The organism is Kushneria indalinina DSM 14324 (assembly GCF_003385845.1).
Classification (GTDB): Bacteria; Pseudomonadota; Gammaproteobacteria; order Pseudomonadales; family Halomonadaceae; genus Kushneria; species Kushneria indalinina.
Genome location: NZ_QRDJ01000009.1, coordinates 239,438 through 255,553, shown reverse-complemented (window position 1 = coordinate 255,553; position 16,116 = coordinate 239,438). Strand labels below are relative to the sequence as shown.

The window sequence follows — 16,116 nt, the reverse complement described above, 5'->3', positions numbered from 1 at the left end:
GCCGGTACCTGTCATGGCGCGGGCGACAGGGGCAGGCGGTGCGACTACTCTTAAGCATTACGCAACAAAACGGCTTTTTCATCTCGCCATTTGTGGGAAACGATGTCTTTTACCGGGTCAAGCTCAATGCCACGTCGCTCCATCGCTGCCCTGCTCAAGGGACTCAAGAAGCTGCTTCACGTTGTGGCGCGCCCGGCCAAGTCGGAAAAGGTCCATGGCGGCAGGCTGATTCATACCTACCGCGGCTACGGCACCCATCGGGAAGTGTTCTTGATGGGCCGGGTCTTTCGCCAGCCCGGCTTTAATCTGGACCTCCCCGAAGGGTCATGGCGCCGTGATCTGGCTGATATCGTGCGACGTACCGTGCGCTGGGGCATCAAGTATATCGATGTCCAGATCCAGCTGGGTGATCAGACAATCACGGTGACCACCGACCGGGATGGTTATTTCAACGCCCATATTCAGCTCGAAACGCCCCTGCCGGGGGATCGCATCTGGCATGAGGCGCATCTGCGCATTCTGTCGCCAAGCAAGGATCACAAGAGTTCACGTGCCAACGACGGTGCAGGGGGTGAGGCCGTCGCGGATATCTACATTCCGCCGGCCGATATCGATTTTGCCGTCATCAGCGATATCGACGATACGGTGATGTATACCGGTGTCGCCAACAAGCTGAAGATGATGTATCACCTCTTCATTGCGCGCGCCGAGCAGCGCATGGCCTTTCCCGGCGTGGCGGCGCTCTATCGCGGGTTTCACGTCGGCGACGGTGATCAGCACTGCCAGCGTCCGCTTTTGTACGTCTCGCGGGCGCCCTGGAGCATCTATGAGATGCTGGAGGCGTTTTTCCGGCTCAATCGCATTCCGGTCGGGCCGATCCTGTTTCTGCGCGAATGGGGGCTGACGGTTCAGCATCCGCTGCCGCGCAAGGCGGAAGATCACAAGCGCGAGCTGATCGAGACCATGCTCGAGCTCTATGATCCGCTGCCCTTTGTGTTGATCGGCGACAGTGGCCAGCACGACCCCGAGGTCTATACCGATATCGTGCGTGACTATCCCGGTCGCATTCGCACGGTCTACATCCGTGATGTCAGCAACGATGCCGACCGTCAGCAGGCCATTGAGGCCCTGTCGGCCCAGATCGACAAGGAACAGAACCACGAGTGCTCGCTGGTGCTGGCCTCCGACAGTCTGACCATGGCCGAACACGCCCATGAGCACGGCTATATCTCCAGTGATGCCCTTGAGCGGGTGCGCGAGTCGCAATAGACCGGGTCGCGATAGAACAGATCGCAATAGACCAATCTGCGTTATTTCACTCGGGAAAGCCGGATGCAAAGATTGTTGGCCGGCATGTCGATAATGTCGGCCGGTACCAGCCCCGCTTCCCGGGCGGCCGGCAGCACTTCCTGTTCCAGATCCCGCACGCCCCAACGGCAATCGCGCGCCTTGAGGCTTTGATGAAAGGCGGCGTTGCTTTCGGCGTAATGCACGCCGTTGCGGCTGAACGGGCCGTATAGCAGCAGCCACCCCTGCGGGGTCAGATGCCGTGCGGCGCCGTCGAACAGATCCAGCGTGGCCTGCCATGGCGAGATATGGATCATGTTGAAGCAGAGCAGGGCATCGACGCTCTGAGCCGCCAGCGGCCAGGGGTGCTGGCCGACATCCAGTGCCAGCGGTGCATGCAGCCGGGCGTCAGGCGCCTCATGAAGGAGCACGTCTCGCCAGGCCTTGATCGAGGCCAGCGCAGCGGGGTGCGCATCGCTGGGGGTGAATTCGTGTTCGGGCATGTGGCGCGCAAAGTGCACGATGTGTTCGCCGCTGCCGCTGGCAATTTCCAGTACGCGCGAGTCCCTCACAAGATGCGCCTTCAGCACTTCCAGCAGCGGCCCCCGATTGCGCTGCGCCGCCGGGCTGTAATGGCGAGGGTCCTTTGATGCGGCGCTGATATCATCCATGGTGGTCATGTCTTCTCCTGTGGGTGAGGGCGTGATGGACAGGGTACCCGACGACGGCGGCGGACTGGGTTGAATTTGAACAACAGGCCATACTTGCACTGATGTGTCGGTTTTCTGCTATGTTAGAACGCTTTTTTGAATGGACTCAGTGAGGCGAAGCATCATGACAGTCAATACCCCTGCCAACGAACAAGAGCTTCTTGCCATGCCGGCTGAGGACTACATGAACGATGCGCAGCTGGAATATTTCCGGCAGCTGCTGCTGAAAGAGCGCAAGGAAGTTGAAGAGACGCTCGAAGAGATGCGCGGCAGCATCGGCATGGCAGAAAGCAGCGGTGATGACAGCGACCGCGCCGCCAGTGAAGAGGAGCTGCGCTATACCCTGCGTCAGGCTGATCGTGAAACGCGCCTGTGGCGCAAGATCAACGCTACGCTCGATCGCATTGATGAAGGCGATTATGGCTTTTGTGAAGAGACCGGTGAGCCCATCGGGCTCAAGCGCCTGCTGCTGCGCCCGACGGCCACGCTGACCATTGAGGCCAAGCAGCGTCAGGAGCAGCAGGAAAACCATTACGCACGTCGCCGTTAAGGATTGCCCGCTACCGATGTCGGGTTATCGCACCTGCCCAGTCTAAAAATCGCCCCCTGCCCGGGGCGATTTTTTTATCCCCCCTCACTATTTCCTGCTCGTTACTCGAACGCTTTCCCGGCGATGGCCGATAGTTTACCGGTCAGACCAATCAATGATGAAAGCTGAACCATTGATAATAAAAAGATTAAAGACTAATCATAATTAACTTTTTGGGGATTAGGTGAAAAGTACGGTACCAATCACCCAATCTGCACATATATCTTTCTAATGTAAGCGGTACTATCTCGTAAAAGAATAATGAAAAGGCATCAATACAGGGCGGGCCGACGCGATCGTTCTTTTATCCGTCCTGACGGCAGGTTGATCGGTTGAAAGTCGGTTTGATGATGATATGCACGGATGAATAGTTGCTTCTTGAGCATTTGATGCTGCCGGGGTGCAGGCATGATGGTCGTCTTTTGTCAGACACCGCTGACGAGACGCGCCGACTCATGCTGCCGCAGGTAGCTGAAAGTGGCTTTTTTCTGGCAGGGGCAGGGAGCCTGAAGAATGCCGAGAGGCATGAAGGTACTTGTATCGATCGTCATGCTGCTGCTCTGGGGCGGCCAGGCGGCGCATGCCCATGAGTCAGTGGTGCTGATCGCCAACCCATCGGCGAATCCTGGCAACATGACCCGGGAAACCGTGCGCGCCATCTTTGCCATGCGCCAGCGTACGCTGCCCAATGGCGAGGCCGCTCATGTCTTCGTGTTGCCGGACAAACACCCTTTGCATGAGCGCTTTACCAAGGAAATTCTTGGCGTTTACCCCCATCAGCTGCGCCTTTCCTGGGACCGGCTGGTGTTTTCCGGCACGGGACAGGCACCCAATGAAGTTGGTTCGATTGAAGAGATGCGACAACGTGTGGCCAGTACACCGGGCGGGCTGGGCTATCTGGAAAAAGGAGCCGTGGATGATAGCGTCAGCGTTTTCGCAGTGGAGTAATCAGCCCAGGCGTTACCTGTATATCGCAGCACTGTCGGTCGTCACGATGTCCGGCAGCGTGACGCCTGCTCATGCCGATGTTTTCGATACCGTGCAGGCCCATGGTTTTCTGAGCCAGGCGCTGATCATCAGCCGGCACAACGACTTTTTCGGTCCCAGCAGCCGGGATGCCGGCAGCCTTGAGTACACGGAAATCGGGGCCAACGTGTCCATGCGCCCGACCAATAATCTGCTGGTCTCAGCCCAGGTGCTGAGCCGTCGCGCCGGCGACGACAACAGCAGCTATGAGCCGCGTCTTGATTATGGCCTGCTGGATTATCAGTTGTTTGCCAATGACTCTCGAGTTTCCGGAATTCAGGTCGGAAGAATAAAGCATCCGTTTGGCATATATAACCAAACCAGGGATATTGCATTTACGCGCCCCAGTATATTACTTCCCCAGTCCATTTACTTTGATAGAACCAGATCTTTTGGTTTGGCATCCGATGGTGTCCTCTTCTATAACGAAGAAAGGTTAAGAAATGGTATTGTTTATTTTGCCATAGAAGGTGGGAAACCAAATTTAAATGGTGATGCAGAATCCGCTTTGAGTCTTCCCAGTAATGATCTATCGGTATCAATGAATGGAAGATTTTCCACATTAGCTCAGATTCGATACGAGCATGATGGCGGAAGAATGGTTTTTGCATTTAGTGCTGCTGATGTAAATGCAAACTTCAACTCTGGCGTCGATGAGGTTGGTGATGGAAAATTCAAATTTCAACCGATTGCCTTGTCAGCGCAATATAATAGTGCGGACTGGAGCCTGACGGCAGAGTATGCGCTTAGGAAGAGAAAAATCAGCGGGCTTGATATAGCCGATTTAAATCAAAGCGTGATTGGAGATAGCTGGTATCTACAATATGACCGCCGGTTGTTCGCGGATTGGCGTTGGTTGGTACGCTACGACGTCATGGCCAATGACTGGCATGACCGTAGCGGAAAACAATACGAAAATGATAATCGAGGTCCTGCCCACTCAAGGTTTGCCAGGGACCTGACACTGGGGCTCAAATGGCAGCCGCGGCCCAGTCTTCTGTTATCTGCTGAATATCACAATATTGATGGAACAGGCTGGATCCCGCCTTCGGATAACAAAAGTGAAGATCTCGAAAGACATTGGGATATGCTGATGTTTCAGGCTTCTTTTTTATTCTAGTTGCTGAAATATTTCAAAAGAGGCCGGATCGCAGACATGAAGCAGAAGTTTTTCAGTCTTAAATGGCGCGCCATATTTTTGACCAGTCTGGTGTTATTGGGACTGTCTTCTGTCTTTACCTTTGTCAGCCATCTTAATATGACCCGTCAGTTTCAGGTCATGCAGAACAATAACTATGAGCGACAGATCAAAGAAATTGATGTGTCGATCGAACGCGACAGCAACGACCTGCGACAACTTGCCAGTATTGTGGCCGCCTCAGAAAGCCTGGGTGATTCGCTGGTCAGCCAGAACGTCGCAGCCGGCGAAGAAGTTCTTGAATCTCAATGGCCTACCCTGCAATTGGGAAGTGGCCTTGAAGAAGTGACGGTATTCAATACCGATGGGAGCGTTTTCCTGCACATGGGGCAAGCCCAGCCGGATATTAATGACGATATTGTTGCCCGGTGGATAAAGAATGTCGGCGATAATGAAATACCTGAAAACAAGGTGTTTTGTCGCCAGTCCTGCAGGCAGTATGCCATTGTCCCCATCCTTCTGGATGGGGAAAGTGTGGGCATTGTCATGGTGGCAAGGCCGCTTGCCGATATCGCTCTTTATACATTGCAAAATGCCGGCGGCAATATCGCGCTTGTGCTGAACAACGATGAAAAAAATACGGTAGACGACCATTATCTCTTTGACTGGTCAATGACGGTGACCGCCATTACCAGAGAGCAGTCTACTCTGGCGCTTTTAAAATCAGCAGTAAACAAGTTTCCTTTTGATGATCTTTTGGGGGACCCCCGAATCATCAAACATGATGATCGCTTCTACGAGCTATTGGCCATGCCCATCGAGGCCGAAGAAGAAAGTAGCAAGGGTTATTTTATATTAACCTCGGATGTTAGTGACCAGATCAGCAATATCAACCGCACAACGAGCTATACATTGTTGATTGCACTGAGTGGATGGTTAATCGCTGAAATTTTACTTTTTGGAATCATGTGGCGTCCCATGGCGAGGCTAAGGCGTCTTACGTACCTGTTGCCAGTATTGGCTCAGGGCGGCTTTGAAAAGATTCGTCAGCATGCGAACACGAAAAATGGATTATGGCACGATGAAATCGATGTGTTGGGGCAGACGACTCAGAAACTGGCCAATCAGCTGGAAATACTCGAAGGAGAAGTCGATCTAAAGGGCAGGCAGCTGAATGAAAGGCTTGTAGAGCTCTCTCATGAAAGAGACTTCATCACCGGTCTTTTGAATACGGCCCATGTGCTTATTTTTACTCAGGACAGCGATGGGCGTATTACGCTGGTAAATCAATATGCGCTTGAAGTGCTGGGTATGGAAAAGGACCAGCTTGTCGGGCAACGATTCAGGGATATCTTTCATCATCATGCTCGAACGTTAAATCACTCGACCGGACAGCATGAAAGTGTTGTTAGAGGGGCACGACATGAAGAAAAGATCATTACCTGGGTCCACACGGCCATGGGTGGCAACGATAGAACCGCTCAACGCATCTCCGTCGGTCTTGATATCTCGGCGCGCAAGAAAGCCGAGCAGCAGCTGGAATGGCTGGCACATCGTGATCCATTAACCTCTCTTTATAACCGACGTTTTTTCCAGCAATCGCTCGAAGCTGTTATCGGACGGGGTGCTTACGGCGCCGTGCTGTATCTGGACCTTGATCAATTCAAAATGGTTAATGAGCTGGGAGGCCATCATGCCGGTGATCAGCTGTTACGTCTGGTGGCAGATGCCCTGAGTAGTGAGCTTGCCGGAGAGTGCATCGTGGCCCGCCAGGGGGGGGACGAATTTTCCATTCTTCTGGAAGCGGCTGGTGCGCAGGAGGCTGTGGGCGTCGCAGAAAAAGTTCATGAGAGGCTTGAAGGGATCCTGTTTTCGGAAGGCGGGCGTCATCATCGAGCCATGGCGAGTATCGGCATTGCACTGTATCCCGAGCATGGGGATAACGAGACGGACCTGATGGCCAGTGCTGATCTTGCCATGTACAAGGCCAAGGAAAAGAGTACGCAAAAATGGCATCTGCTTTCCTCTATACATGAATCCAGAGAACAGCTGCAGGAAAGGGCCTACTGGGTCGAGCTTATCCGTTCCTCACTGGCTGCCGACCGGTTCATGCTGATGTTTCAGCCAATTGTTCGTATCGATGACTTCAGCGTGAAACATTATGAAGTTCTGCTAAGAATGCAGGATGAGAATGGTACGCTTCATATGCCGGGTGCCTTTATACCCGTGGCAGAGCGTTTTGGATTGATTGTCGAGATAGATCGCTGGGTTGTCAGGGAGGCCATTACCTTGCTGAGCGTTTTCAAAGATAAGCAAATTAGTCTTGCTATTAATCTTTCAGGTCAATCCCTGCATGACGAATCCATTAAACACTTTCTCGAAAACGAGATAAAAAATAATGGCGTTTGCCCTTCTCGCATTATTGTCGAAATTACGGAGACAGCGGCAGTTGCCGATCTGGCTGCCGCAAGGAATGTGCTTCAGGAGATTAGTGAACTGGGCTGTCAAATAGCACTGGATGACTTTGGGGTAGGTTTCAGCAGTTTTCATTATCTCGATCAATTGCCATCAAATTATATAAAAATTGACGGGTCATTCGTTCAAAATATGTTGCGTGACGATAAGGATCGGTTGATCGTCAAATCAATTGCTGATATTGCTCATGGTTTTGGAAAGTTAGTTATTGCAGAGTTTGTCGATAATAAAGATATGCTTAGTATATTGGATTCATATGGGGTTACTTATGCGCAAGGTTATTATTTAGGGCGCCCTGAGAGAAATATAATTTCAGATGAAGTCATATGAGAGTGTTATGGATATCGTAGAAAGGTTTTTTCTTGATTTTGAAGTAAGGGTTGCATCGTCCAATGAGGACAGATTTTCTGTTTATAGTTTAAGGTATAAGGTTTTTTTACAAGAGTTGGGTTATAAGCTTTCAGAATCGTTATTAGACGGCCAGGAAAAAGATTTACATGATAATCATGCTATTCCTCTAGCTGTTATCTGCAGGCATACAGGAAGAATAGCAGGATGCACTCGAATAGTCTTACCCGTGGCGTCACGATATGAGAAACTTCCAGTAGAAGATCATTGTGGTATGAATCTCTATAATGACGAGATAGATGTTTCATCTATCTCGCGTGAAAAAATATGTGAGGTTTCTCGTATAGTTGTCGCTAATGATTTTAGAAAGTCCTCTTCCAGCACCATGACAAACAGGTTAATCACTCCAGGGTTGTATGCCTATGTGGCTGTGTTGCTCGACATACTTGATCGACCTCACATGATCTGCTTTTTAGAAACAAATTTTGCCCGTTTGTTGTCGATCATGGGTCTACAGGTCAAGAAAGTTAGTGAAGATCATGATGTTTGCGGCATTCGTGCAGCGCATTACTTAAATACACGTACTACTTTAGCCACCATGTCGCCTGCGTTCCTGGGGATCATGAGTGAGTTTAAAAAGCAGGTAAGTTATACCGCTGAAGACTTGAATAATATTGTTTTAGAAAGCATGGGTGATGAAGTGGCGCAATGATATTTGAAAGAGGCTACAGGGTAGCCTCTTTTTATAACTCTACTGATTCAAAAACAGATCCTTGTACTGATGCGGCTGTGAGCGCAGATACTGATTCGGCGCTGTCACCTGCGCGCCCAGCGCGGCGGCGGCATGCCATGGCCAACGCGGGTTATACAGCATGGTTCTGGCCAGAGCGATCGCATCGGCATCACCGGTGGCCACAATGGCTTCTGCCTGTTCCGGCTCGGTGATCATCCCCACGGCAATGGTCGGCATGGTTACGACCTCACCGATGGCGCGCGCCAGCGGCACCTGATAGCTCGGGCCGACCGGAATCTGCTGGTTTGAGGTCAGCCCGCCACTGGAGACGTGGATGAAGCAGCAGCCCCGGGCATCCAGTTCTTTCGCCAGTGCCTGGCTCTCCTCAATGCTCCAACCGCCGTCCGCCCAGTCCGTGGCGGAGATGCGTATCCCCACCGGGCGCTCCTGCGGGAAGACGTCCCGAACGCCATCAAAGATCTCGAGCGTCAGGCGCATGCGGTTTTCCAGACTGCCGCCGTACTGATCACTGCGCTGATTGGACAGCGGCGAGAGGAACTGGTGCAGCAGATAGCCGTGGGCAGCGTGAATCTCGATCGCCTCGATGCCCAGACGCGCCGAGCGCTCGGCGGCGCGCCTGAACTGCTCGCGAACCTCCTGAATCTCATCAAGGGAGAGGGCGTGCGGGGCGTTTTCTTCTTCGCTGTAGGCAACGTTTGAAGGGGCCACGGTCTGCCAGCCGCGCGGCTCGTCAGGCGCGATCTGTGCCCCGCCTTCCCACGGCACATGCGCGGAGGCCTTGCGACCGGCATGACCGAGCTGGATACCCAGTGCCATGTCCGAATTCCTGCGTACGGCGTCCAGCGTCTGCTTCAGCGCCTGTTCGTTGTCATCGTTCCAGAGCCCCAGGTCGTCAGGGCTGATACGGCCTTCCGGCGACACTGCCGTGGCTTCCAGAATCAACAGGCCGGCGCCCGAGAGCGCCAGATGGCCGAGATGGATGGTATGCCAGTCGGTGGCATTGCCGTCCTGTGCCGAGTACTGACACATCGGCGCGATCAGAATGCGATTGGGCAGTTCAAGATTGCCAAGCTTCAGGGGTTCAAAAAGACGAGGGGAGGGCATTGCGGTTTTCCTTTGAAGGTCGGGTCCAACAGATGTCATGAGTCTGGCACAGGCCAAGGCCATTAGCCCGCTATCAAAATCGATGGTGATCATCGAAAATTTTTTGCCTGTATCGGGAACTCTTCCCCATAGGACGACTCAAAGTCAGTGTTCCCTTGAATGATCCCTTGCAAGAAATATTCTTGTCGCCTGCCATCCCCTGGCAGGCTTTTTTTTGTTTGTGATTCGGGGTGGCGTCAGGCCGGCCGGGCCTACACGGGCCTACAATAGGGGCATTCGCGTCACTGGAGCCCCATTCATGATTCAGTCCTGCCTGCTGTCCGCCATCCCCTCGATTGCCCACGGTTTTGGTCATCGGCAAATGCTGACTCCCGAGGTCCTTGTCGAATTTGAAACGGCGCGGCCTTACAAACAGCAGGTGCATGGCACGCGCATTGTGACGGTTGAAACCCCCGGGCAGGCGTGCGGTCACGCCGATGGCTTTGTGACCGACCGGCCGGGCGTTCCCGTCTCTATTGTCACGGCAGACTGCCTGCCGATTCTGCTGGCCCACCGCAGCGGGCGCTATATTGGCGTCCTGCATGCCGGCTGGCGCGGGCTGATGGATGGCATCATCGAAAGGATGCTCAAGCAGATCACGGCGCTGCAGTGGGGCGAGCTGTCGCAATGGGTGGCGGTGGTGGGGCCGGCGGCCGGCGCTCATGCCTACCAGGTCAGCGAAGCGCTGATAGCGCAGTTCAGGGCCAGGCTCGACCTGCCGGAAGCGATCATGTCGCCGCGTCCGCGCCATCTGGCGCTGGGGGCCATCGCCTGTCACAAGCTGGAGTCAGCGGGCATCGGGGAGATCGCGCATATCGATCAGTGCACCATTACCACGCTGGTCGATGGGTCTGCGGGGCCGCGTGAGGGCCCTGATCCGGATGCCTATCGGTTTCAGAGCCATCGCCGTCATACGCTGACCCATCCCGACCCTGAAACCCGCCCGAAGCTGCCCAATCAGCACTCGGGGCTGGTGATTGTGCCCTGAGTCGGTGTTTCACGTGAAACAATGCCAGACGTTTTAAATCGATCTAGAACGATGAGCCGGGTGTGGTCAAAAAGGTAAGCTCTTCAGGCGTGCTGTCGCGGCCCAGAATTGCGGTGCGGATAGCGGCCAAAGCGTTCGAGAATCGCCAGGTGGCGGTGTTCCACCTCGAGGTGACGCTCAAGCCCGGGCTGATCAAACAGCCGCACGGCCTCCTGATGAATGTGCAGGGATTCGCTGTGCATCCAGGGCATATAGAGGAAAGGGCGCTGTGTCAGCGACAGCCGCTGATCACATCCCAGACGCACGGCTTCCTGCGCCAGTACCAGCGCCTGCGGGTCATGCGAGAAGGCGCGCGGGTCTCCGCGATACACGTTGCGTGAAAACTGATCGATGACGATGATCTCGGCCAGACGACCGCGGTCACTGTCGTTGACGCGATCACTGCCACGCCAACAGGCAAGCTCGTCCTGGCGGGCCGCCTCCAGCAGCGCGCCAAAGCGTTTGGCAATGGTGGCATCCAGGGCGTTATCGCGGCGAAACCACTGTTTGGGTGACAGGGTCTCGAACCAGAACGTCAGGACGTCAACAACGTCATTCTCCCGGGTCATGGCGGGTGTGGCCCCTGCCGCTCGCCAACGGCTGGCCGGTGGCCAGCGACATCATGAAACGCTTGACCGGCGTCATGCGGTCGGCACCCTTCAGGCTTCTTTCCGCCAGCGAGCGCAGCGGTGCAAAGGGCAGGGTAAAGAGGTGGTGAAGCTGCTCGACGCCGGTCAGCATGGCGGCGTTACGCGGCCATTGACGGCGCTGATAGCGGCTCAGCGCATGGCCGTTACCCGGATCACTCTCCTGCTCGAGGGCATCGGCCAGTGCCACTACATCGGCCAGCCCCAGATTGATGCCCTGACCGGCCATGGGATGAATCACATGCGCGGCATCGCCGACCAGCGCGACACGCTTGCCCGCATAGCGCTGGGCGTGCAGCCGGCGAATCGGGAAACGCCCGCGTTCGATAATGGCCTCGATGGACCCGAGCCGCGCCGGGAAGGCCTCCAGAATGGCCGCACGCAGGGCGTCATCACTCATGGTCATGCGCTTCTGGATCTGTCCCGGGCTGTCATACCAGATCAGGGAGGCCTGTCGATCATGCAGCGGCAGCAGCGCGACCGGCCCGCTGGGGGTGAAAATCTGCCAGGTGGTATGGCCCGCTGACTCGGCCAGACGCACATTGATGATCATGGCCTCCTGGGCGTAGTCGCGCTGCTGGCTGCTGATACCGGCCAGATGCCGCACGTGGGAGCTTGCGCCGTCGGCACCGATGATCAAGCGGGTGTCCAGCGCTCGACCGTCATCAAGCAGACCATCGACATGGTCGTCATGACGCTGAAGCGACGACAGCCGTGCTTCGCTGATCAGGGTGACCTGCGGCATCGCGGTCAGCGTCTGCCACAGTGCCGCGCGCAGGCGCTCGTTTTCGACAAAGACCCCGAAACGGTCCAGCTCGATGTCGTCGGCGCTGAAGCTCAGGGCACTCGGGGCGTCGCGGCTGCCAGCTTCGAGCCGACTGAAGTCGGTCAGAAAACGCGACGACAGATGAATCATGACGCCGGCGTCCTGCAGCAGCTTCATGGCAGCGCTGTTGAGCGAGGTGGTGCGCAGCTGCAGGGCGTCATCCGGCGTCTCGGGGGGGCGGTCACTGTCGAGTACCGTGACGGTGAACGTGGTACGCGTCGCCAGTCGGGCCGCCATGGCCAGTCCTGCAATGCCACCGCCAACAATGACGATGTCCGATCTGATCGTGCTGGTGTCTGTCATGGTTGCGCCACCCGTGTGAGTAATACCGCGTGAAATGAAGATTCAAGTATAAACGACGCCCGTCGCGCTCGCGTCGCCGGCACCCCGTCGTGTGCGCCGGTGCCGCAGGACGCTAGTGTCTGGAATCGGTCATGGTCGGGTCGTCCGACAGCAGTCGATTGGCAAACTCCAGCAGGGAGTCGGCAATCACGACCTCGTCGGGACGTTCAAGCTGGTCCAGATCGCCCCGGGTAATCTCTCCCTTGCCGGTCAGCACCAGCGCCGTTTTGCAGCCTGCGCTTTGCCCGGCCTGAAGATCGCGCAGGCTGTCACCGACCATCCAGGCCTCATCAAGGTGCTCAAGCTGACACAGATCACGAATCTGATACAGAAGTCCCGGCTTGGGCTTGCGGGTCTCGCTTTCGTCGTCCGGGCCATGAGGGGAGTACACGACATGAGAGATCAGGCCGCCGGCCGCCTCGACCTCGCGGTGCATCCTGTCGTGCATCGCCTCCAGGGTCGCCTCATCGAAGTAGCCGCGGGCAAGGCCGGACTGATTGGTGGCCACGGCCAGAAGCCAGCCGGCCTGATGCAGGCGGGCAATGGCTTCCAGCGCCTGGGGAAAGGCCAGCCACTGCTCCGGGCTTTTGATGAACTCGATGGAATCCTCGTTAATCACGCCATCCCGGTCGAGAATAATCAGTCCTGCGCTCATGTGGGCACTCTCTGCAATGGTCCCTGAAAAAGGGTGGGTAGATAAAAACGAGCGGTCGTTCTGTGAGGTGGCGTCATGACCTTCGACACCGTGACGACCGTCACTTCCTGGACGCCCTGCGATGACTACAGTACATTGAATCAAATTCTTTTTTCGGAGTTCACCATGAAAAAGCCCGTTTCGATGCTCGGCGCGGCCCTGATCACGGCCGGTATGCTGGCCGCCCCGATGGCCATGGCCGGCAGCCAGGGCGCCCCGCAGGGCCAGCAGCAGGCACCGGCACAGATGCAACAGCCCCAGCCCGTTGAGTCTGGCACACTGTCCGAGCAGTACAATGATGACGAGCTGCGCTCGTTTCTGGACGTCAATCGCGACATGATTCCGGTCATCCAGAATCTCTCCAGCCAGAACGTGGAAGATCAGCAGCAGGCGCAGTCGCTGATGCAGGATTTCCAGAGCAAGACGGAAGACTCCCTGCAGGAGCATGACCTGTCCGTTCAGCAGTATCAGCAGATCGGTACCGATGCCTCGCGGGACAAGGCACTGGAACAGCGTCTGATCGATATGGACCCGGAGCTCTACCAGCAGCTTCAGTCCATGCAGTCTCAGGCGCAGCAGCAGCCGGCGCAGTAATGACCGGTACTCACGCGCCGTAGTGCCTTACGGCCGTGAAGAAGGCAAAAAGCCGGCCCGCCATTTGGCGGGCCGGCTTTTTTTAAAGGCGCGATCATGTTTCAGGGAATGATGCGGTTGGCGCGCAGGGTATCCAGTGCGCGCAGCAGCGACGTGCGTGCCGCCTCGGTCTCCTGAAAGCCGGCATCATGGATCTTGTTGACGTCCGAGATGACGTCCGTTTCGGTATTGAAGATGAAGTTGCCAAAGTCCCAGCCCACCAGCTTCGAGAGATCCGGTTCGACCAGATCGTGACGGCGGGCGATATCACGCCAGAGATCGCCCTTGTCGGCCATGTGGGCAGGCAGGTCCAGCGGTACCGGCGAGGCCGTGGTCATGCCAAGGTAGTCGGCCACATCTTCCCAGAGGCGCTGCCAGCGAAACACGTCACCATTGGTCACGTTGAACGCCTCGCCACCGATGCCCTGGGTGCTGGCCGCCCAGAGACTGGCGCGCCCGAGCAGGTCGGCATCGGTAAACTGCATCAATACACGATAGGCCTGCTCGCTGCCCGGAAAGCGCAGCGGTAGCCCCAGCTCTCTCGACAGGGTGGCAAACACGCCCACCACCAGTGCGATGTTCATGGGGTTGCCGTGGACATTGCCATCAACCATGACATCCGGGCGCAGCGCCACGTAATCCCACGAGGCGTCTTTGGCACGCCGGGCCAGCTGTGCCTCCTGCGCCTGATAGAGATTGGGCGGCATGTGACCGGGGTCGCTTTCCCGGGCCGGCGTGGGCACGTCGGCGCCCAGATGAATGCCATAAATCTTGAAACCCTGATAGATCACGACCCGCTCAAGCGGCGCCCCAGCAGCCTCCAGGGCGTCCAGCAGGTTGGCCAGCATCCCGGCGTTGCGCTCGGCTTCCACCGACAGACTGTCATCCGGGGCGAGGGCCGCATAGAAAACGTGGGTTGTATCGGCCGCTTCCCGGGCAATGGCCTGCGCCGTGCCCCGGGCGTCGGTCAGATCAACCCGGACCGTGTCCATGCCGTCCACCTCGTGGCGGGCCAGTCCCTTGACGCTGGCGTCGTCGGCCTTGAGGGTTCGTGCGGCGGCGTGGCCGATAATACCGCTGGCACCGGCAATCAGGGCGTTCATGGGCAGTGTGGTCATGGTGGCTCCTGTAATGACGAATAGGGCAGGCGGCGGGATCTCCTGTCCCGGGCCGCTCATCTACCTCAAGGATAATTCGAAGGGGCGATTTCACAATAACGCCTGTCAGGAAAAGACCCTTCACCCGGTGTGACGTGAAGGTGTCTGCAGTGGGGCTACGCAAACAGATTCGCCTCATGGCGATACCCGCGCCACCAGATCACGATCCCCGCCAGGCTGATGGCGATGCCGAAGACCGCGACGCCCGTCCAGCCGGTGTGACCATACAGCCAGGCCGAGGCCAGCGAGCCGGTCGCGCCGCCCAGAAAGTAGCTCACCATGTAGGCGGCATTGAGCCGATTCCGGGCGTCGGGGTCGATGCGATAAACCATGTTGAGGTTGGTGATGTGTACCAGCTGCACGGCGATATCCAGTACCAGCACGCCGGCCACGATGGCCATCAGCGAGTGCTCGGCGCCCAGCAGTGGCAGCCAGCCCAGCAGCAGCAGGATAAGCCCTGAAGTGGTGGTCAGCCGGGCCCGGCCGCGATCCACCTGACGCCCGGCCCAGGGCGCCACCAGCGCGCCTGCCGCGCCCAGCAGCCCCAGAAGGCCGATGGTGGCATCGCTGAACCGCCAGGGCGGGGAGGAAAGCAGAAACGCCACCGGCGTCCAGAAGGCGGCAAACAGCGCAAAGGTCAGGGCGCCCAGGGCAGCGCGCAGGCGCAGCGCCGGATGGGTCGTCAAAAGGGTACCCACCGAGCGGATCAGCGCCACATAGCCAAGCCCCGCGTGAGTGGTGAGCCGGGGCAGGGCGCGCCACAGCAGCAATGTGGTGATCAGCATCAACGCCGCGGCCACCATGTAGACCAGCCGCCAGTTGCCCAGCGTCGACAAAACGCCTGCAAAGGTGCGCGCCAGCAGGATACCGATCAACAGTCCGCTCATGACCGTACCCACGGCGCGGCCGCGCTGTTCGGGGGCGGCAAGCGTGGCCGCAAAGGGCACCAGCACCTGGGCGACCACCGAGAACACCCCGGTAATGGCGGTGCCCAAAAGCAGCACGGCCAGATTGGTGGACAGCGCGCTGACCACCAGACCAAGCGTTGCCAGCAGCATCATGGTGACCACCAGCCGGCGACGCTCGATCATGTCCCCCAGCGGCACCAGTAGCAGCAACCCGGCGGCGTAACCCAGCTGTGCGGTGGTGACGATAATGCCGGCGCCCGACCAGGTCAGATCGAGCCGGGCGGCGATGGTATGCAAAAGCGGCTGGGCGTAGTAGTTGCTGGCCACCGAAATGCCGGTGGCGACGGCCATCAAAAGCAGCAGGGGGGTCGGCAGGGCCTTTGTTGTCGTATCCCGGGATGTCACGGCGAGC

14 protein-coding genes and 1 pseudogene are annotated in these 16,116 nt (G+C 57.0%); 8 read left to right on the top strand and 7 right to left on the bottom strand.

The window, feature by feature from the left end; translation table 11 throughout:
- Positions 1-126: 126 nt before the first annotated feature.
- Positions 127-1,269 carry an App1 family protein phosphatidate phosphatase gene (locus C8D72_RS15520; protein WP_115855350.1) on the top strand — a complete coding sequence of 381 codons (1,143 nt, stop codon included), beginning with the start codon at positions 127-129 and terminating at the stop codon, positions 1,267-1,269.
- A 41-nt stretch (positions 1,270-1,310) separates the two neighbouring features.
- Here C8D72_RS15520 and C8D72_RS15515 read toward each other — a convergent pair whose 3' ends face one another.
- Positions 1,311-1,967: a DUF938 domain-containing protein gene (locus tag C8D72_RS15515; protein ID WP_245955295.1), complete on the bottom strand. Its 657-nt coding sequence runs from the start codon at positions 1,965-1,967 to the stop codon at positions 1,311-1,313.
- A 154-nt stretch (positions 1,968-2,121) separates the two neighbouring features.
- Between C8D72_RS15515 and dksA the strand changes: the two genes are divergently transcribed.
- The 5 genes from dksA to C8D72_RS15490 all read left to right on the top strand — a co-directional run bounded on the left by dksA (position 2,122) and on the right by C8D72_RS15490 (position 8,285).
- On the top strand, positions 2,122-2,547 hold the full coding sequence (gene dksA / locus C8D72_RS15510; RefSeq protein WP_115855349.1) for an RNA polymerase-binding protein DksA: 426 nt from the start codon (positions 2,122-2,124) through the stop codon (positions 2,545-2,547).
- A gap of 564 nt (positions 2,548-3,111) precedes the next feature.
- A complete protein-coding gene (locus tag C8D72_RS15505; RefSeq protein ID WP_245955294.1) occupies positions 3,112-3,534 on the top strand; it encodes a hypothetical protein in 423 nt (140 codons plus the stop codon).
- A complete protein-coding gene (locus C8D72_RS15500; RefSeq protein ID WP_245955293.1) occupies positions 3,503-4,732 on the top strand; it encodes a porin family protein in 1,230 nt (409 codons plus the stop codon). The genes C8D72_RS15505 and C8D72_RS15500 overlap by 32 nt, the downstream gene beginning before the upstream one ends.
- A gap of 36 nt (positions 4,733-4,768) precedes the next feature.
- Entirely contained in the window at positions 4,769-7,555 is a 2,787-nt protein-coding gene (locus C8D72_RS15495) for a bifunctional diguanylate cyclase/phosphodiesterase (RefSeq protein WP_115855348.1), read from the top strand.
- Between the two features lie 7 nt (positions 7,556-7,562).
- Positions 7,563-8,285 carry a GNAT family N-acyltransferase gene (locus C8D72_RS15490; protein ID WP_170140624.1) on the top strand — a complete coding sequence of 241 codons (723 nt, stop codon included), beginning with the start codon at positions 7,563-7,565 and terminating at the stop codon, positions 8,283-8,285.
- Positions 8,286-8,324: 39 nt separating this feature from the next.
- Here C8D72_RS15490 and C8D72_RS15485 read toward each other — a convergent pair whose 3' ends face one another.
- Positions 8,325-9,431 (bottom strand): NADH:flavin oxidoreductase/NADH oxidase, encoded by a 1,107-nt coding sequence (locus C8D72_RS15485; RefSeq protein ID WP_115855346.1) that lies wholly within the window; start codon positions 9,429-9,431, stop codon positions 8,325-8,327.
- 298 nt (positions 9,432-9,729) lie between these two features.
- Here C8D72_RS15485 and C8D72_RS15480 point away from each other — a divergent pair, with 298 nt between their 5' ends.
- Positions 9,730-10,458, top strand: coding sequence for a purine nucleoside phosphorylase YfiH/LACC1 family protein (locus C8D72_RS15480; protein ID WP_115855345.1), 729 nt, complete (start codon positions 9,730-9,732; stop codon positions 10,456-10,458).
- Positions 10,459-10,501: 43 nt separating this feature from the next.
- Here C8D72_RS15480 and C8D72_RS15475 read toward each other — a convergent pair.
- From C8D72_RS15475 to gmhB, 3 genes and pseudogenes are all read right to left on the bottom strand, one after another.
- A pseudogene (locus C8D72_RS15475) lies at positions 10,502-11,066 on the bottom strand (DUF924 family protein).
- The gene (locus C8D72_RS15470; RefSeq protein ID WP_115855344.1) at positions 11,050-12,273 is read right to left on the bottom strand and encodes an FAD-dependent oxidoreductase; all 1,224 of its coding nucleotides are present in this window, start codon (positions 12,271-12,273) and stop codon (positions 11,050-11,052) included. The pseudogene C8D72_RS15475 and the gene C8D72_RS15470 overlap by 17 nt, the downstream one beginning before the upstream one ends.
- Before the next feature lie 112 nt (positions 12,274-12,385).
- A complete protein-coding gene (gene gmhB / locus C8D72_RS15465) occupies positions 12,386-12,967 on the bottom strand; it encodes a D-glycero-beta-D-manno-heptose 1,7-bisphosphate 7-phosphatase (protein WP_115855343.1) in 582 nt (193 codons plus the stop codon).
- Between the two features lie 75 nt (positions 12,968-13,042).
- On the opposite strand from gmhB, the gene C8D72_RS15460 reads away from it, so the two are divergent.
- A complete protein-coding gene (locus tag C8D72_RS15460) occupies positions 13,043-13,600 on the top strand; it encodes a DUF4168 domain-containing protein (RefSeq protein ID WP_115855342.1) in 558 nt (185 codons plus the stop codon).
- Positions 13,601-13,701: 101 nt separating this feature from the next.
- Here the strand turns inward: C8D72_RS15460 and C8D72_RS15455 are convergent, their stop codons facing one another.
- Both C8D72_RS15455 and C8D72_RS15450 read right to left on the bottom strand, forming a co-directional pair.
- Positions 13,702-14,757: an SDR family oxidoreductase gene (locus tag C8D72_RS15455; protein WP_115855341.1), complete on the bottom strand. Its 1,056-nt coding sequence runs from the start codon at positions 14,755-14,757 to the stop codon at positions 13,702-13,704.
- A gap of 155 nt (positions 14,758-14,912) precedes the next feature.
- Positions 14,913-16,109, bottom strand: coding sequence for an MFS transporter (locus C8D72_RS15450; protein ID WP_245955292.1), 1,197 nt, complete (start codon positions 16,107-16,109; stop codon positions 14,913-14,915).
- Positions 16,110-16,116: the final 7 nt, after the last annotated feature.